The organism is Marinobacter sp. LQ44, from assembly GCF_001447155.2.
Taxonomy (GTDB): Bacteria; Pseudomonadota; Gammaproteobacteria; order Pseudomonadales; family Oleiphilaceae; genus Marinobacter.
Genome location: NZ_CP014754.1, coordinates 132,640 through 151,009 on the forward strand (window position 1 = coordinate 132,640; position 18,370 = coordinate 151,009).

The 18,370-nt window shown below is 57.5% G+C and carries 15 protein-coding genes; 14 read left to right on the forward strand and 1 reads right to left on the reverse strand.

Features of this window, described 5'->3' with window-relative positions:
• Nucleotides 1-4 precede the first annotated feature (4 nt).
• The 6 genes from ASQ50_RS00585 (at nucleotide 5) to ASQ50_RS00610 (ending at nucleotide 6,351) form a co-directional block, all read left to right on the forward strand.
• Nucleotides 5-925, forward strand: a complete 921-nt coding sequence (locus tag ASQ50_RS00585) for an alpha/beta fold hydrolase (protein ID WP_058089698.1) — start codon at nucleotides 5-7, stop codon at nucleotides 923-925.
• Nucleotides 918-1,829: a DUF4892 domain-containing protein gene (locus tag ASQ50_RS00590; protein WP_058089699.1), complete on the forward strand. Its 912-nt coding sequence runs from the start codon at nucleotides 918-920 to the stop codon at nucleotides 1,827-1,829. The genes ASQ50_RS00585 and ASQ50_RS00590 overlap by 8 nt, the downstream gene beginning before the upstream one ends.
• A 4-nt stretch (nucleotides 1,830-1,833) precedes the next feature.
• Complete coding sequence (locus tag ASQ50_RS00595; RefSeq protein WP_058089700.1) at nucleotides 1,834-3,060, forward strand: patatin-like phospholipase family protein; 1,227 nt, start codon at nucleotides 1,834-1,836, stop codon at nucleotides 3,058-3,060.
• A 78-nt stretch (nucleotides 3,061-3,138) separates the two neighbouring features.
• Nucleotides 3,139-4,044 (forward strand): 50S ribosomal protein L3 N(5)-glutamine methyltransferase, encoded by a 906-nt coding sequence (prmB, locus tag ASQ50_RS00600; RefSeq protein WP_058089701.1) that lies wholly within the window; start codon nucleotides 3,139-3,141, stop codon nucleotides 4,042-4,044.
• 36 nt (nucleotides 4,045-4,080) lie between these two features.
• Nucleotides 4,081-5,175: a chorismate synthase gene (aroC, locus tag ASQ50_RS00605; RefSeq protein ID WP_058089702.1), complete on the forward strand. Its 1,095-nt coding sequence runs from the start codon at nucleotides 4,081-4,083 to the stop codon at nucleotides 5,173-5,175.
• Nucleotides 5,176-5,205: 30 nt separating this feature from the next.
• Nucleotides 5,206-6,351 (forward strand): MFS transporter, encoded by a 1,146-nt coding sequence (locus ASQ50_RS00610; RefSeq protein ID WP_227513305.1) that lies wholly within the window; start codon nucleotides 5,206-5,208, stop codon nucleotides 6,349-6,351.
• Here the strand turns inward: ASQ50_RS00610 and ASQ50_RS00615 are convergent, their stop codons facing one another.
• On the reverse strand, nucleotides 6,352-7,227 hold the full coding sequence (locus ASQ50_RS00615; RefSeq protein ID WP_058089704.1) for a LysR family transcriptional regulator: 876 nt from the start codon (nucleotides 7,225-7,227) through the stop codon (nucleotides 6,352-6,354).
• A gap of 517 nt (nucleotides 7,228-7,744) precedes the next feature.
• Between ASQ50_RS00615 and leuC the strand changes: the two genes are divergently transcribed.
• The 8 genes from leuC to trpB all read left to right on the forward strand — a co-directional run bounded on the left by leuC (nucleotide 7,745) and on the right by trpB (nucleotide 18,367).
• Nucleotides 7,745-9,163, forward strand: a complete 1,419-nt coding sequence (leuC, locus tag ASQ50_RS00625) for a 3-isopropylmalate dehydratase large subunit (protein WP_058089706.1) — start codon at nucleotides 7,745-7,747, stop codon at nucleotides 9,161-9,163.
• A gap of 17 nt (nucleotides 9,164-9,180) precedes the next feature.
• Entirely contained in the window at nucleotides 9,181-9,828 is a 648-nt protein-coding gene (gene leuD, locus ASQ50_RS00630) for a 3-isopropylmalate dehydratase small subunit (RefSeq protein WP_058089707.1), read from the forward strand.
• Between the two features lie 17 nt (nucleotides 9,829-9,845).
• On the forward strand, nucleotides 9,846-10,919 hold the full coding sequence (leuB, locus tag ASQ50_RS00635; protein ID WP_058089708.1) for a 3-isopropylmalate dehydrogenase: 1,074 nt from the start codon (nucleotides 9,846-9,848) through the stop codon (nucleotides 10,917-10,919).
• 126 nt (nucleotides 10,920-11,045) lie between these two features.
• Entirely contained in the window at nucleotides 11,046-12,161 is a 1,116-nt protein-coding gene (gene asd / locus ASQ50_RS00640) for an aspartate-semialdehyde dehydrogenase (RefSeq protein WP_058089709.1), read from the forward strand.
• A 313-nt stretch (nucleotides 12,162-12,474) separates the two neighbouring features.
• Nucleotides 12,475-15,543, forward strand: a complete 3,069-nt coding sequence (locus tag ASQ50_RS00645) for a FimV/HubP family polar landmark protein (RefSeq protein ID WP_058089710.1) — start codon at nucleotides 12,475-12,477, stop codon at nucleotides 15,541-15,543.
• Between the two features lie 88 nt (nucleotides 15,544-15,631).
• Complete coding sequence (gene truA, locus ASQ50_RS00650) at nucleotides 15,632-16,540, forward strand: tRNA pseudouridine(38-40) synthase TruA (protein WP_058089711.1); 909 nt, start codon at nucleotides 15,632-15,634, stop codon at nucleotides 16,538-16,540.
• Nucleotides 16,537-17,166: a phosphoribosylanthranilate isomerase gene (locus tag ASQ50_RS00655; protein ID WP_058089712.1), complete on the forward strand. Its 630-nt coding sequence runs from the start codon at nucleotides 16,537-16,539 to the stop codon at nucleotides 17,164-17,166. The genes truA and ASQ50_RS00655 overlap by 4 nt, the downstream gene beginning before the upstream one ends.
• Nucleotides 17,159-18,367: a tryptophan synthase subunit beta gene (gene trpB, locus ASQ50_RS00660; RefSeq protein WP_197463805.1), complete on the forward strand. Its 1,209-nt coding sequence runs from the start codon at nucleotides 17,159-17,161 to the stop codon at nucleotides 18,365-18,367. The genes ASQ50_RS00655 and trpB overlap by 8 nt, the downstream gene beginning before the upstream one ends.
• The last annotated feature ends 3 nt before the right edge of the window (nucleotides 18,368-18,370 follow it).

Consider the following 18,370-nt stretch of genomic DNA (forward strand, 5'->3'; position numbering starts at 1 on the left):
TTGCATGACTGACACTGTGTTACCCGGCAGTGGGCACGACATTCCGGCCGGCTGCCGGGAGGCACACTGGCCGCTCGATAACCTGACCCTTGCCGGCCTGACCTGGCATACTGACCCCTCGCACGAAGTTCGCTCCCCCATACTTATGGTGCACGGCTGGCTTGATAACGCCATGACATTCGCCCGGTTGGCACCAGCGTTGGCCACCGATGCCAGTGTTCACGCAATCGACATGGCCGGTCATGGCCATTCGGGGCATCGACCACCGGGCTATGGTTACTGGCTGATGGACTATGTGGCAGACCTCAGTGAATTGATTGACCATCATTTTCCGGAAAGCGATCGGTACCCCCTTGATCTGGTGGGCCATTCGCTGGGTGGTATCGTTTGTGCCCTGTATGCGGCGGCTTTCCCTGAGAGGGTGAGGCGGCTGGTGATGATTGACAGCCTGGGTGCCTTGAGCCGCCCCGCCAAGGAAACCATCCCTCAGTTGCGTCGGGCCTTACAGAAAAAGCGGAACGGATCGGCACCTCCGGCGGTCTATCCCGATGTGGCGACGGCGGCGAGGATCCGTGAGGGTGGGCTCAGCCCATTGAGCGCCGAGGCTGCAGCATTGCTGGTGCCCAGAAACATGCGGGCTGAAGGAGATGGCTTTGTCTGGCGCACCGATGCACGGCTAAGACACCCCACGCCATTAATGATGACCGAAGAGCAGGTTCATGCCTCACTGGCCGCCATCCGGACGCCAACCCTGTTCGTAAGAGCGTCTGAAGGGTTGTTGGCCAGCCGTGGCGGATTGGACAAGCGTGCAGAGCTGATACCCGATCTGACGACAGTGGACGTTCCCGGGGGGCACCATTGTCACCTGGATGGTGACACCACGCCGGTTGCACATGCTATAAAAAGGTTTCTATTTAATGAATAATCGTGCTGTTGTAATGAAACTCCGAAGCCTGTTGGCGGCTGCTTTGCTAGCTTGCGGTTCAGTGGCGTCAGCATCGGAGCTTGGCGAACCATTGGATGCGTTCGCCCAGTCGAGCCTTCAGTCGGCGCTGGACATTCAGTCGTCCGGGCACCTCGTGCTTATGAGCCCGGTTCGCGAAATACGCGGAGAGATCCGCTCGGATGTCATGGCCAGGCTGCCGGTGAACGGCAAGGGCCAGTTATTCGAAATCAACCGGGATGCGAGCCGTAGGGCCGCACAGGAACACTATCGGGGCGAGCTTCAGGCGCGAGGCGGCCAGATCCTTTTTGAATGTTCCGGAGTGGCCTGTGGTCGAAGCAACGTCTGGGCAAACCAGATTTTTGAGCAACCCAGGCTCCTCGGCCGGGATCAGGACCAGGACTACTTCGTCGGTGCCGTGGCAGATGTTGATGGCAACCGATGGTTGACCCTGGTGTACACCGTCACCCGTGGCAATCAGCGTGAATATGTTTGGGTTGAACACCTCCAGGTAGCTGCCGGGGCGGACATTCCCGGCTTTCAGGCGTCTGCTGCACGACTGCTGGGCCCCATTATTGTGCCCTGGCAGGGCGGTGTTACCCATCGGTTTGATCTGTCGACTACGGATCGCCGGCGGCTGGGAGAGTGGGCGGCAGAGGAGGGCGCCGAGGTGGTGCTTGCCGCGTTTTCTTCGCTGGAAAATGATGAAACCCTGAATGATTCGATCGCAAGGGCGGAAAGGGCTGCGGGCGCCCTGGCCGACGTGCTGGCGAAATCCGGAGTTTCCCGGGAGCAGGTCCGCATCCTGACCATCGGGCCGGGGGTGCAGGTAGCGGACCCTAATCGCACGGGTGACCGCATCGAAATCCTGGTAATCAAGAGGTAAGGGAATGTCCGGGGACAACAAGCCAGACAACCAACATGTCGGCAGTGAGCAAGTGCCTGCAGAGGATGGTGTCAGCAAAGTATTGGCAAGTTCTGACGTATCGCCGGCCGAAGCTCCGGCCAATGCTGCACGCAAGCCCTCGCAAACCGGAAACGGCAAAACGGTCGCCTTGACCCTGGGTAGTGGCGGTGCCCGGGGTTATGCCCACATTGGCGCCATTGAGGTACTGCAGGAACGGGGTTACAACATTATCGCGATCTCCGGCTGTTCCATGGGCGCCCTTATCGGCGGTATGTACGCGGCTGGCAAGATGAAGGAATACAAGGACTGGGTGACCGGGCTGGGCCAGTTCGATGTCCTGAAACTGCTGGACGTTACCTTCACCTCGGTCGGCGCTATTCGGGGAGAGAAGGTCTTCTCGGTGGTCCGTGACATTCTGGGCGATACTCGGATCGAAGACTTGCCCATTGCGTTTACTGCGGTTGCCACCGATCTCCTTGCCCACAAGGAAATCTGGTTTCAGGAAGGGCCGCTGGATCGCGCCATCCGTGCATCCGTTGCCATCCCGAGTGTTGTGACGCCTCTGGTGCTGGACGGCAGGGTGTTGGTAGACGGTGCATTGCTGAATCCCCTGCCGATTATCCCGACGATCTCTGCCCACGCCGATTTGATCATGGCCGTCAACCTGAGTGGCGAGGATGAACAGCCAAGGCGAATTCCCGGTGCGGCATTTGCCGATGAAGACTCCGGCAGCGATATGGATGAATGGGTCGACGCCATCCGGGATAAAGCCTCCCGGTTGTTTGACTGGGATGCCATTAAATCCCTGACCTCCCGGAAACTCGATACCGGGGAATCTCCCGAAGAAAAGATCACCCGGGAGATGGCGAAAAAGCATAAAAAGAAGGATTTGAAAGCCCGGCATGAGGAGCCGGAGAAGGCCGCTCATCACCAGAAACGAGATGACCACGAGACCATTGACTGGGACAAGCTGGGCATTGGCAAATTTGATGTGATGAACCTGACCATCGAAACCATGCAGAGTGCCCTGGTTCAATACAAGATTGCCGGGTATCCGCCTGATCTCCTGGTTAATATCCCGAAGAATGCCAGCCGAAGTTACGATTATCACAAGGCACCGGAACTGATTCAGCTGGGCCGGGAGCGTATGGCTGCCGCACTGGACCGGTTTGAGCAAAGCCGCAGCAGTTCCGGTCCGTTGGCCCTTTAATCTGTATGCGGGCTGCAGGCCTGTGCTTAATAGGCGTATAATGCCGCGCTACATTAGCCTGACCAGGAAGACGTTTTTGTGACCAGTCCAGTTGACGATCTACACACCATCCGGGACTTTCTGCGCTATGCCGCGTCACGGTTTGCGGCATCGCCGTTGTATTTCGGGCATGGTACCGACAACGTGTGGGATGAAGCCGTGCAGCTGGTGTTACGCAGTGTCCACCTGCCATTGGAGAACAACAATGTGTTTCTGGATGCGCGCCTGGTGCGCACAGAGCGCGAACTGATTGTTGAGCGCATTGAGCGCCGCATTAATGAACGCGTACCAATCGCCTATCTTCTGGGCGAAGGCTGGTTTATGGGTATGCCGTTCAATATTGATGAGCGGGTGCTGGTTCCCCGGTCGCCGATTGGCGAGCTGCTGGAGAATGGCCTGCAGCCCTGGTTGGGCAGCCAGCCCGTTCAGCGGATACTGGATTTGTGCACGGGTAGCGGTTGTATCGGTATCGGCGCGGCCACTGTCTTTGATGAAGCCGAGGTTGATCTGTCTGATATTTCCGAGGCCGCCCTCGAAGTGGCGGACTCAAATATCGAGTTGCACGGCCTGGAAGGTCGGGTTCAGACCATCCGTTCGGACGTGTTTGAGAGCATCGAAGGCCGTTACGACGTGATACTCAGCAATCCGCCCTACGTGGATGCTGAAGACATGGCGGACATGCCGGAAGAGTACCGTCACGAACCGGAGTTGGGTCTGGCTGCAGGCGACGATGGTCTTGATATTGCCCACCGTATTATCGCCGGGGCGGCAAAGCATCTTACCGAGAACGGTCTGTTAATCGTGGAAGTGGGTAACTCCTGGGGCGCCATGGACGACGCCTATCCGGACCTGCCGCTTACCTGGCTGGAATTTGATAGCGGCGGCGATGGCGTGTTCCTGGTAACGGCTGCCGACCTGCGCGAGTGGCAGGCCAGAAACAGTTAAAAAATATTTTATAAAACCTTTATAAAGTGCTGAATTATGTCGGGAAATACGTTTGGTAAACTGTTCGCCGTAACCACATTCGGTGAGAGCCACGGGGCCGCTCTGGGGTGCATTATCGATGGCTGCCCTCCGGGCCTGGAGCTGTCAGAAGCCGATATGCAGAAGGATCTGGACCGCCGTAAGCCCGGTACTTCCCGCCATACCACGCAGCGGCGAGAGGCGGATGAAGTGCGCATTCTCTCCGGCGTGTTCGAGGGCAAAACCACCGGAACGCCGATCGGCCTGATCATCGAGAACACCGACCAGCGCTCCAAGGATTACTCCAAGATTTCCGAGCAGTTCCGGCCGGCGCACGCTGACTACACCTACAGGCACAAGTATGGTGTCCGGGATTATCGGGGTGGTGGCCGGTCATCGGCCCGTGAAACGGCCATGCGCGTTGCTGCCGGCGCGGTTGCCCGCAAGTTTCTTGAGCAGCGTCTGGGTATTCGCATTCGCGGTTATCTCTCTCAGCTAGGGCCGATCAAAGCGGAAAAACACGATTGGGATCAGGTGCATCAGAACCCGTTCTTCTGTCCGGACGCCGATAAGGTGCCGGAAATGGAAGCCTACATGGACGCCCTGCGCAAAGAAGGGGATTCCATCGGTGCCCGCATCAACGTGGTCGCTGACGGTGTGCCGCCGGGACTGGGTGAGCCGATCTTTGATCGGTTGGATGCAGACTTGGCCCACGCACTGATGAGCATCAACGCGGTAAAGGGTGTGGAAATCGGCGCCGGGTTTGGCTGCATTGATCAGAAAGGCACTGAACACCGGGATGAAATGACGCCGGAAGGTTTCTTGTCCAATCATGCGGGCGGTGTGCTTGGCGGGATTTCCTCCGGCCAGCCGATTGTTGCCAGTATTGCGCTGAAGCCCACATCCAGCCTGCGTTTGCCGGGCCGGAGCATTGACGTCCATGGCAACCCGGTTGAAGTGATTACCACCGGTCGCCACGATCCCTGTGTTGGCATTCGCGCCACGCCTATCGCCGAGGCCATGATGGCCATCGTGCTGATGGACCATTATCTGCGCCACCGGGGGCAGAATGGCGACGTGGAAGTGAGCACCCCGGTCATCGGCCAGCTTTGATCAGAGGGAGGCGACACCATCTACTGGCGGCTGTCTAACCTCTACTTCTGGTTCTTCGCCCTCCTTGGAGGGCTTTTGCCTTATTGGTCCCTCTACCTGGAAGGGCAGGGGTTTTCCTACCTGCAAATCGCCACTTTGATGGCGACCATTCAGCTCACCAAAATTGTCGCGCCAAGTGTCTGGGGCTGGCTGGGGGATCGTTCTGGCCAGCGGGTGCGATTGGTCCGTTTTGGCGCCATTACCGGGTCGCTGTTCTTTGCCGGCGTGTTCATGGAACCCGGGTTCTATGGCCTGCTTCTGGTGATGCTGGCTTTTACCTTCTTCTGGAATGCGATCCTGCCGCTTTACGAAGTGATTACCCTACGGGCACTTGGCACGAGGAAAGACAAGTACGGCAAGGTTCGGCTCTGGGGCTCGGTGGGTTTTATCGGTGCCGTGGCTGTCGTGGGTGCCATTCTGGAGTGGGTTCCGGTCAGTTATCTACCCTGGCTGCTGTTGCCCGTTTTTGCGGGCATCGCGGTATCGGCGTTTCTGGTGCCTGCAGAGCGGGGCGAGCGTAAACCGCCGGCTCCCAAAGGCAGCCTGAAAGCCATCGTCACCCATCCTGCTGTGATTGCCTTCTTCCTGATGAATTTCCTGCTGCAGGTATCTCACGGTGCCTACTACACCTTCTTCAGTATTCATCTGGAACAACATGGCTACGGCAAACTGTCGATTGGCTTGCTCTGGTCGCTGGGTGTGCTGGCGGAAATCGGACTGTTTCTGGTGATGCACCGGTTGTCGCATCGGTTCAGTGTGCGCCAGATTGTCATCGGGGCTCTGTTCCTGACCATGATTCGCTGGATACTCATTGCCGAACTGACCATGGTCGTGCCCATTCTCATCTTCGCCCAGCTGCTTCACGCAGCGTCCTATGGTGCGTTGCATGCGATTTCTGTGCAATACATTCAGGGGTTCTTTGGCAAGCATCACCATGGCCAGGGGCAGGCCTTGTACAGCGGTCTGACCTTTGGTGCCGGCGGCGCCCTCGGCGCCTGGATGTCCGGTTTTCTGGTGGAAGGAATCAGTACCTCCGCGGCATTCTGGGGCGGTGCGTTCGCCATGGCCATCGCCATTGTCGTGACCTGGCGCGGTTTACAGCCAATGCCCATGCCTGACGACCACTCTGGTCATTGATTAGCAGTCGATCTCTTCAGCCTCAACAATCTCAAGCAGTGCCCGGGCACCATTACTCAGTTGCCGGCCACTCAGGGCCACCGCGCCAAGTACCCGGGAAACCGGGTGTCCAACGTCAAGTACCCGAAGACTGTTGTCCAGCATGCTCACCGGCAGCACACTCCAGCCCAGGCCGACACTGGTCATCATTTTGATGGTTTCCAGGTAGTTCGTGGGCATCAAGGGTTTCAGTGGCTGGTTCGCTTCCAGAAACAATCGGCTGACCACCCGGTAGGTCGCAGTACTGGTGTCCGGCAACAGGGCCGGGTGTTGGGCAAGGTCTTCAAGCCGTGGGTGTTTCAGTTGTGCCAGCGGATGCTCGGCGCCAATGACAAAGGCCATCGGATCTGGCCATTGCACCAGAATGCGGAACTCCGGGTTCATGCTGTCGCTGAGGGTAACGAACGCGATCTCGGCGTTACGCTTGTTCATCTGGTGGTAGGCGGCGTCGGATTCCATGAACTGAAGGTCCAGCGTTACCTGTGGGTATTCGCGGCGATAGCGCCTTAGCCAGTTTGGCAGGTGGTGCAGGCCGATGTGGTGGCTGGCGATAAGCTGAAGTTCGCCTTCTATGGTGTCGGCGTTCGGGCTGAGGGCGAGGCGGGCGTTGTGTATTTCGTCGAGGATCTTGCGGGCGTGGGGCAGGAGTCTGGCGCCGGCCTCGGTGACGCGGATTTCGCGGTTGCTTCGGTCGATGAGTTTGGTGCCAAGCTGGGTTTCGAGGGCGGCGAGGCGTTTGCTGATGGCCGGTTGTGTCAGGTGCAGGGTTTCGGCGGCTTCTGAGAAGGAGCCCTGGTCGACTATGGTCAGGAAGGCTTTCAGGGAGTTTGCGTCCATTTTTGTTGTCCCGCCTCTGGTTGGGATAGGCCTTTGGTTTTGTGGCAGGTCCCGGCTTGCGGGGCACCTTTCCAAAAAACGCTACGAGCACATCCCTGTGCGCTTCGCTCCGGCCATCCATGGCCTACGAGATTTTTGGAAAGGTGCCCCGCAAGCCGGAACTCCAGCTTTGGGTTACAGCCGATCGATTCATTGGTTCTAAAGAAGCCCCGATTATTGTCCGGGGCGCGACTGGGCGGGAAGGCTTTTCAAAACCGTTGAGGGCCATGGACGGCCCGAAACGAGCCCACATGGACGTGCTTGTAGGCGTGTTTTGAAAAGCCTTCCCGCCCAGTTGCGCCTGACACCAAACTTGGGGAATTCGTTCGAGCCAAGAACCGTCCATGCGTAATCTTAATAGTATGCCTTTCGGGAATGCAAAGAATGAAAAACATGAATTGAGGTTATTCGGGCGCAAAGAGTAAGATAGGCGAACTGAGAGCATAAACAGAAACCCCCAGAGAGTGAGAGAGCAACCATGGCGGGCAAGACTTTATACGACAAGTTGTGGGACGACCATTTGGTCAAACAGCGGGACGACGGCTCCGCGTTGATCTACATCGACCGGCAGTTGCTGCACGAAGTGACGTCGCCGCAGGCGTTTGAAGGTCTGCGCCTGGCCAACCGCAAGCCGTGGCGGATTGATGCCAACATCGCGACGCCGGATCATAACGTGCCGACCACCGATCGTGACAAAGGCATCGACGGCATCGTTGATCCGGTTTCCCGCACCCAGGTGGAGACTCTGGACAAGAACTGCGACGAGTTCGGGATTCTGGAATTCAAGATCAAAGACCAGCGCCAGGGCATCGTGCACGTGATTGGGCCGGAGCAGGGTGCAACCTTGCCGGGTATGAGCATTGTCTGTGGTGATTCCCACACCTCTACCCACGGCGCCTTTGGTTGCCTGGCTCATGGTATCGGTACGTCTGAAGTTGAGCACGTGCTGGCGACGCAGTGCCTGGTTCAGAAGAAGATGAAGAACATGCTGGTGAAGGTGAACGGCAAGCTTGGCGCGGGTGTGACCGGCAAGGATGTGGTTCTGGCGATCATCGGCAAGATCGGCACCGCCGGTGGTACCGGTTACGCCATCGAGTTCGGTGGTGAGGCGATCCGTGGTTTGAGCATGGAAGGCCGGATGACCATCTGCAACATGGCCATCGAAGGCGGTGCCCGTGTGGGGATGGTGGCGGTGGATGACATCACTATTGACTACGTGAAAGGCCGGCCGTTCTCGCCAAAAGGCGAAACCTGGGACAAGGCGGTTGAGTACTGGCGTACCCTGCACAGCGATGACGATGCGGTATTCGATAAGGTAGTTGAGCTGGACGGTTCCGCTATCAAGCCGCAAGTAAGCTGGGGTACGTCTCCGGAGATGGTGACCGGTGTTGATGGCAGCGTGCCGGACCCGGCGAAGGAAGAAGACCCGATCAAGCGTGAAGGCATTGTTCGTGCGCTTAAATACATGGGGCTGCAGCCGAACCAGAAGATTACCGACATCCAGCTGGACCGGGTGTTTATCGGTTCCTGTACCAACAGCCGCATTGAAGACTTGCGCGAAGCTGCGGCCGTAGTGAAAGGCCGTAAGGTGGCCGCCAGTCTGAAGCAGGCGATGGTGGTGCCGGGTTCTGGTCTGGTGAAAGCCCAGGCAGAGCAGGAAGGTCTGGATAAGATCTTCATTGAGGCGGGCCTGGAATGGCGTGATCCCGGTTGTTCCATGTGTCTGGCCATGAACGCCGACAAATTGGGGCAGGGCGAGCATTGTGCGTCCACGTCCAATCGGAACTTTGAGGGCCGTCAGGGCTTTGGTGGGCGTACCCACCTGGTGAGCCCGGCGATGGCGGCGGCAGCAGCCGTGTCTGGCCATTTTGTTGATGTCCGTGAGTTGCTGAACTGATCCACAGGAGAGAGACCATGCGCGCATTTACGCAACACCAGGGTATTGTTGCCCCCATGGACCGGTCCAATGTGGATACGGACATGATCATTCCCAAGCAGTTTCTGAAGTCGATCAAGCGCACGGGCTTTGGCCCGAACCTGTTTGATGAGCTGCGGTATCTGGATGAAGGCAAGCCGGATCAGGACTGTTCCAATCGCCCCGTGAACCCGGATTTCGTTCTGAACCAGGATCGATACAAAAGCGCCAGTGTGCTGTTGGCTCGCAGGAACTTCGGTTGCGGTTCCAGTCGGGAGCATGCCCCGTGGGCGCTGGATGATTTCGGCTTCCGGGTGATTATTGCCCCGAGCTTTGCCGATATTTTCTACAATAACTGCTTTAAGAATGGCCTGTTACCCATTGTTCTGGATGAAGAAATAGTTGATAAGCTGTTTCAGGAGACCGAGGCTAACGAAGGTTATGAATTAACGGTGGACCTGGAAGCTCAGACAGTAACGACCCCCTCTGGTGAGTCTTACAGTTTTGATGTCGATAATTTTCGTCGTCACTGTCTGCTCAATGGGCTCGATGATATCGGTGTGACCCTTGAAGACGCCGATGCCATTCGCGCCTACGAAGATGCTCGCCGCCAGACTGCCCCCTGGTTGTTTAACGCTGGAAACTGATAAACAAGGATTCTGATATGTCCCGTAATGTGTTGCTTCTGCCGGGTGACGGCATTGGTCCGGAAATCGTCGCTGAAGCGGAGAAGGTTCTGAGCAAGGTTAATGACCAGTTCAATCTTGGCCTGACCTTTGACAAGGCCCTGGTGGGTGGTGCGGCTATCGATGCCACGGACTCACCGTTGCCGGACGAAACCCTGGAAAAAGCGCGCAATGCCGACGCCATTCTGCTGGGTGCTGTCGGTGGCCCCCAGTGGGACAGCCTGCCGACGGCCAAGCGCCCGGAGAAGGGGCTGCTGGGTCTGCGTTCGAACCTGCAGCTGTTTGCCAACCTGCGCCCAGCCATTCTGTACCCGCAACTGGCGTCTGCGTCTTCCCTGAAGCCGGAAGTGGTTTCTGGCCTGGATATCCTGATCGTGCGCGAGCTGACCGGCGGTATCTATTTTGGGCAGCCCCGCGGTGTGCGAGAGCTGGAGAATGGTGAGCGCCAGGGCTACAACACCTATCAGTACACTGAGTCTGAGATTCGCCGAATCGGCCGCGTCGCCTTTGAAGCGGCCCAGCAACGCGGCAAGAAGCTGTGCTCTGTCGACAAGGCAAACGTACTGGAAGTGACCGTGCTGTGGCGCGAGATCATGGAAGACCTGAAGCGTGAATACCCGGATGTCGAGTTGTCCCATATGTACGTGGACAACGCCGCCATGCAGCTGGTTCGGGCTCCCAAGCAATTCGATGTGATTGTGACTGGCAACATGTTTGGTGATATTCTTTCTGACGAAGCGGCTATGCTCACCGGCTCCATCGGCATGTTGCCGTCGGCGTCGCTGAACTCTGAAAAGCAGGGCATGTATGAGCCTTGCCACGGTTCGGCGCCGGATATTGCCGGGCAGGGCATTGCCAACCCGTTGGCCACCATCATCAGTGCAGCCATGATGCTGCGTTACAGCCTGAATGAGGAAAAAGCCGCAGAAGCGATTGAAGCGGCGGTCAGCAAGGTACTGGATCAGGGGCTGCGCACCGCAGACATCATGTCAGACGGTGGTAAGAAGGTTTCAACCCGGGAAATGGGTGAAGCTGTTCTCAATGCGCTTTGAGTCAGCCCTGATTCGCTAAACCGAGACCCGACAGTGGCGCGATGCTGCCACTGCGGGATCATCCATCCTGTCCCTGCCAGCGATAACGGTAGCGGGCGGGCATAATGTGAGGTTCAAAGGTCGCACATGAAGCGAGTTGGACTTGTAGGTTGGCGTGGCATGGTAGGCTCAGTCCTCATGCAGCGCATGCGTGAAGAAAACGATTTTGCCGACATCGATCCGGTGTTTTTTACCACTTCCCAGGCGGGCAAGCCGGCCCCGGACGTAGGCAAAGAAGGCGTTCCGCCACTCCAGGATGCCTTTGATATCGACATCCTGAAAGGCATGGACGTAATCCTGACCTGTCAGGGCGGTGATTACACCTCAGCGGTGTACCAGAAGCTGCGCGATGCAGATTGGAACGGCTACTGGATTGACGCGGCATCGTCCCTGCGGATGGTGGATCACTCCGTCATTGTGCTGGATCCGGTTAATCGCAACGTGATCGATGCCGCCCTGAATAAGGGTGTAAAAGATTATATTGGCGGTAACTGCACCGTGAGCCTGATGATGTTGGCCCTGGGTGGTCTGCTGGAGCAGGATCTTATTGAGTGGGTCTCTCCGATGACCTATCAGGCGGCTTCCGGTTCCGGCGCCCAGAACATGCGGGAACTGCTGAGCCAGATGGGTGCGTTGAACGACAGCGTCAAGTCGGAGCTTGCTGACCCCTCGTCGGCGATCCTGGAAATCGACCGCAAGGTAACCGATACCATGCGATCCGGTGATTTCCCCACCGAGCACTTCGGTGTGCCCCTGGCGGGCAGCCTGATTGCGTTTATCGACAAGCAGCTCGATAACGGCATGAGCAAGGAAGAGTGGAAGGCGGGCGTTGAGACCAACAAGATTCTTGGCCGCAGCGACAATCCGATTCCTATCGACGGCATTTGTGTTCGTATTGGCGCTATGCGCTCTCACAGCCAGGCGCTGACTATCAAGCTCAAGAAAGACCTGTCGGTCGCGGAAATCGAGGGTATTCTTGCCAAGGCCAACGACTGGGTGAAAGTCATCCCGAATGATCGCGATGCCACCATGCAGGAACTCACGCCGGCGAAAGTGACCGGCACCCTGAGTATCCCCATCGGGCGGATTCGCAAATTGTCCATGGGGCCGGAATACATTTCTGCGTTTACCGTGGGTGACCAGTTGCTGTGGGGGGCCGCTGAGCCTCTGCGCCGCATGCTGCGGATTCTGCAGGAACGTTAAATAGTGTTACACAGTGGTAATTAATGCCAACTGTGTCCGGTTTTTCGTATGCCGGAGTGGGGCGGAGGCTGATTTCAGCGTCCGCCCCTGTTATTTTCAGGGCTGTTAAGGAGTTCCGCCCGATTGGTAAAAAAACGGTGCAAGGATTGCGGCTGATTGATTGATAAAAGAGGCTTTATCAACAATACTTGCCAAACTGAACGGTATAATTGCGATATAACAACGAGAACTAAAAAGACGGAAGTCATCCAACCTCGTCCGATTCTGTTGAGATACAGCAGTAAAGAATAACGGAGACTGGAAAGGAAAAAGCATGAAGGTACGCAAGCTTGCGGTTGCCATGGCGCTGGCGGGAGGGCTCGGTTCCGGTATCGCTCAGGCGTTGGGGCTGGGGGAAATTGAACTGCAGTCCTGGCTGAATGAGCCCCTGGATGCGGAAATATCACTCCGTGAAAGTCGTGGGGTGGATCCCGGTGATGTATTTGTAAATGTTGCGCCGGAAGCCGCTTATCAGCGGATTGGCATTGATCGCCACCAGTTTCTGAGCAGGCTGAGGTTTGAGGTGGTTACCGCTTCCGACGGCAGTCTCGTTGTTAACGTCTCTTCCCGGGAGCCGCTCCGGGAACCTTACCTGAATTTTCTGTTGGAGCTGACCTGGCCTAATGGCCGACTGATGCGAGAATATTCGGTACTGGTAGATCCACCAGTGTATGCCGAAAATTCCGGTGTTCAGGAGCAGGTGAGTGCGCCTTCGGCGGCGCCAGCAAGTCCAAGGCAGGCAGCGCCCCGTAGCCAGGAGTCTGTGCGTCGCCAGGCCCAGGCCGAGAGTTCGCTTGCCCGGGGCTATCAGGCCGACACGTTCGGCCCGACCGGTCCATCAGACACGCTCTGGACTATCGCCCAGCGTGTTCGCCCGGACAGCTCTGTGTCTATGCAGCAGGTTATGCTGGCCCTTCAGGACCAGAACCCCAATGCCTTTATGGGCGGCAACATCAATCGGTTGAAGCGTGGTGAGGTGCTAAGAGTTCCAACCATGGAGCAGATCCGCAGCCGGAGCCAGGCAGAAGCTAACCGCGTTGTTGCACAGCAAAACGAGGCGTTCCAGTCTCGTACCGTCGATGCCACCCGTACCGCAGAGGCTGAATCCGCTCCGGCGCATACCCAGGCGGGCGCAGCCGGTGACGAATTGCGCTTGCTGGTAGCGGATGGCGAATCTCGCGATGTTACCGAGGGTGGCTCCGCTGGCGGTGATGGCGATTTGCCGGGCGGCAGCGACGTGGGCTCAGCGGTAGCGATGGAAGAGCTGGAAGCCACGCGTCGCGAAAACGAAGAATTGAACAGTCGCCTGGCTGATCTTCAGGATCAGGTTTCCACCCTGCAGCGTCTGTTAGAGCTCAAGAACAGCCAGCTTGCAGATTTGCAGGGTATGACGGCTGAAGAGGCAGCGGCGGCGGATCAACTCCCGGACGACGAGGCCGAAGAACTGGCGGCAGTTGACGGCGCTGACGAGGTCGCCGAGGACGATTCGGATGCGCTCGAAGAGATGCCCGGAGCTGAGGGTGGCGAGCAGGCCGCAATGGATGAGCTGACAGATGACAGTGGCGTTGATGGCGCCGGTGAGGACGTCGCTACTACCGAATCCGCGCAACCAGCCGACGAAGCGGCAGAGCAGGAAGCCGATGAGGCAGACGTGGCCGCCGCTCCGGCAGCGGAGCAGCCCCGCGAACAGCCTCGCCAGCCAGCGCCGGTTGCCCCTCCCGCCGTGGAGAAGGGTTTCCCCGGTAATGTGATTGACGCCATTTCAAACAATCCGATGTACCAGATTGCCCTGGGTGGCGGCCTGGTTCTGCTCTTGCTGTTGCTTCTGCTGGTTGCACGCCGGAACGCCAATCGTGAAAAGGCATTCTACGACCAGCTCAACAGCGAGGACGGTAGCGAAAGCGATTCGTTTGATCTGAGCCTGGAAGACGAAGCTGTTGATCAGCAGGAAGGCGCTGACGCCCTGGCCGAAGCCGACACCTACATTGCCTATGGTCGTCATGATCAGGCAGCACAGGTGCTTGAAACCGCCATTTCCCGGGAGCCGAGCCGCACTGATCTCCGGTTGAAGCTGCTTGGGGTATACGCGGACAGCCAGGATCGTGATTCGTTCGAGAAACAGTACGGGGAAATTGAGGCCCTGGAAGACGAAGCCGCTATTGAGCAGGCAACCGTTCTTCGCGAGCGTCTTGAAGAAGCCGAGTCTATGCCAAGCATCGACGACCTTGAGTCGCAACTGCGGTCTGATTCCTTCAGTACTTCGGTGGCGACAGAGGAAGAGCCTGGTCAGGAAGACGAGTTACCGTCTGATGATGATTGGCAGCTGTCTGATGACCTGAAAGCAGACGAGTTTGAGGCCAGTCCCGAGCCTGAGCAGGAGAACGAGTTCGGAGAGCTGGAATCGGACGTCGAGAAGGAGGGTGATTCTCCCGACGATCTGATTGAATACGACCTTTCCGGTCTTGAGGTATCTGAAAAAGACGAATCCGCCGTCGACACTTCCGACGAGCAGGATTTCTCTTCTCTCGAAATGGATCTTGAAGACTCGGGCGAGGCCAAAGCCGACGAAGAAGATCTGAGTTTCGATTTCGAGTCCGCACTTGAAGACGAAGCCACCGAAGAGCCGGCGGTTGAGACAGCGGAAGAGGATACTCTGGATTTCGGACTGGAAGAGGAGTCTGATAAAGCAGAACAGGTTGGAGATGCGGAAACCGTTGAGGATGAATTGTCGGGCGACGTGGATGCCCTGGATGAGTCCTTCCTGGACGAGCTTGATGCCGAACTGGACAAGGTTGCTGAGGAAGAAGGCGAGCCGGAAGGGCTGGACCTTGACGAGTCTACGCTGGACGACCTGGAACTTGATGTGTCTGACGAGGATCTCGCCCTGATGGAAGAGTTCTCTGAGTCTGACGAGCAGCCCGCAGGTCCGGAACAGGGAGCGGCATCCCTGGATGAAGAGCTTGGTCTGGAAGACGCGTTCAGCAGCGAAGAGCCGGCTGACTCAGAACCAACAAGTGAGCAGGCTCAGGAAGGTGAGCCTGAGGCCACTGAGCAGGAGGCTGATGCCATGGATGACGATCTGGTTCCGCTGGCGTCCGAATCGCTGGATGGCAAGCAGGAGCAGAGTTCCGCGCTTGATATCGATGAGGAGTCATTGGGCGAGGACGATGATTTCGATTTCCTTGCCGGGACTGACGAAGCGGCCACCAAACTCGATCTGGCCCGGGCCTACATCGAGATGGGGGACAGCGACGGAGCCCGTGATATCCTGGAAGAGGTCGCTCTGGAAGGAAACGACGAGCAGAAGGCGGAAGCGCAGGAGCTCCTTAAAAATCTTTCCTGATCCGTTATAATCTCGTGATATCGGTAACAGCGCCGGCCATAAGGCCGGCGCTTTGTTTTTCAGTGAACTCTTTTCGACGGACCAATCCTTGTTTCTCAATTCTCAGCCTTTGACCACAGATAATGCGATCGGAAACGGTCGGGTAGCCATTGCGTTTGAATACGATGGTCGCGGGTTTCATGGCTGGCAACTCCAGAAAAGCGGTGTCCGGTCAGTGGAGAGCGAGCTGGCCAGGGCCGTGTCCAGAGTTGCTGATCACCCGGTTGACCTGGTGTGCGCGGGGCGTACGGATGCCCGCGTTCATGCCAGCTTTCAGGTGGCTCATTTTGATACTCCCTCGGTGAGGAATCTCCGCTCCTGGGTCATGGGTATGAATACCGCCTTGCCGGATGATATTTCCGTGCACTGGGCGGGCAATGGTGTGGCAGATTTTCATGCACGGTTCTCGGCGGTTTATCGGCGCTACCGGTATGTTATTCTGAATCGTCCAGTAAGGCCCGGGATTCAGCGGGGGCAGGTGAGCTGGACCTTTCGGCCGCTTGACGTTGCCAGTATGCACAGGGCGGCTCAGGTGCTTGTCGGTGAACACGACTTCAGTTCGTTCCGGGCAGCCGGTTGTCAGTCCAGAACGCCGGTTCGCTATCTGGAGCGGATTTCGGTAACCCGAAAGGGCGACTATGTCGTAATAGATGTTCAGGCCAACGCTTTTCTGCACCATATGGTGCGCAACATTGCTGGCGCCTTGATGGCCGTGGGGGCAGGCAAACAGCCTGAACCATGGGTTGGTGAGGTGTTGGCCAGCAAAGATCGCAAGTTGGCGGGTGTGACCGCACCACCGGACGGACTCTATCTTGTGGATGTTGGCTACCCGGATCAGTACGGAATACCGAGGGCTCTGTGCGGCCCCGGTTTCGTAAGTCCCTGGTTCACCGACGGTGAGAACGGACCCATTGAGCCAACGCACATTCACCCCAAACAACCGGTGTCAGAAACATGACCACCCGTGTGAAAGTTTGCGGCTTGACCCGGCCGGAAGATATTGACGTCGCGGTAAGGTGCGGCGCAGACGCCATCGGTCTGGTTTTCTATGAGCCGAGCCCACGCTCGGTTACGGTTGAGCACGCCAGGGCGCTGGCGGATCGAATACCTGCCTTCGTCACGCTGACCGGTTTGTTTGTGAATCCGGAAGCCCGGTTTGTCGAGAGTGTGCTGGATCAGGTCCCGCTTGATCTGTTGCAGTTCCACGGCGATGAATCCCCGGACTTCTGTGACAGCTTCGGACGCCGCTGGATCAAAGCGGTCAGGGTTCGCGAAGAGGGTCAGATAGAGAAGGCCTTTGATGACTATCGCAAGGCCTCCGGCCTTCTGGTCGATGCCTGGGATCCGAATCGTTATGGGGGAACCGGGCAGTCCTTCAACTGGGCATTGATTCCTGAACACCGGCCGTTACCCCTGATATTGGCCGGTGGGTTGTCTTCTGCTAACGTAGCCCGCGCCATTGAAGAAGTCAGGCCCTGGGCTGTCGACGTAAGCGGAGGGGTGGAGCAGAGCAAGGGCAAGAAAGACGCCACCAAACTATCCGATTTTATGAAAGAGGTTCACCGTGTCTGTAAAACTGACTGAAGAGATGTTGAAGGCGCTTCCGGATGCGAAAGGTCACTTCGGTGCCTTCGGTGGCCGGTTTGTTTCCGAAACCCTGATGGACTCGTTGATGACGCTGGAGAAAGAGTATCTCCGGCTGAAAGATGATGCCGAATTCCAGGCCACTTTCGATAAAGACCTGGCGGACTATGTGGGGCGTCCCAGCCCGTTGTATTTTGCCGAGCGACTGACGCGGGAAACCGGTGGTGCCCAGATCTGGCTGAAGCGTGAAGACCTCAACCATACCGGTGCTCATAAGGTGAACAACACCATTGGCCAGGCGCTTCTGGCCAGTTTCCTGGGCAAGAAACGAATTATTGCTGAAACCGGGGCCGGACAGCATGGTGTGGCAACCGCAACGGTGTGCGCGCGGCTTGGGCTTGAGTGCCATGTGTTCATGGGGGCGGAAGACGTCAAACGCCAGTCCCTCAACGTCTACCGGATGAAGCTACTCGGGGCCACCGTGCATGCGGTCCAGAGCGGCACCAAAACCCTGAAAGATGCCATGAACGACGCCATGCGTGACTGGGTGGCCAATGTTGATGAAACCTTCTATATCATCGGTACCGTGGCTGGCCCGCATCCCTATCCGCTGCTGGTTCGCGATTTCCAGTCGGTGATTGGTCGGGAAACCCGTCGCCAGGCCCTTGAGCAGGCCGGTAAACTGCCGGATGCGCTGGTAGCCTGTGTCGGTGGCGGCTCCAATGCCATCGGCATGTTCTATCCGTTCCTGTCTGATGAGAATGTTGAGCTTTACGGTGTTGAAGCAGGCGGCCTGGGTATCGAAACCGGTCAGCATGCCGCACCTTTGTGTGCCGGGCGCCCGGGGGTTCTTCACGGAAACCGAACGTACCTGATGGAAGACGAAAACGGCCAGATCGCAGCAACCCATTCGGTCAGCGCTGGCCTGGATTATCCGGGAGTAGGCCCAGAGCACTCCTGGTTGAAAGACATCGGTCGCGCCAATTATGTCTCGGTCACCGATGACGAAGCGCTGGACGGTTTCCGTAAGCTGACCCGTGTTGAAGGTATTATGCCGGCGCTGGAAACCGCCCATGCGGTTGCCTACGCGCTTAAGCTGGCAGCAACCATGGACAAGGACAAGATGATCGTGATCAATGTCTCCGGTCGTGGCGACAAGGATATTCACACCATTGCCCAGTTGGATGGCATTGAGATCTGAAGG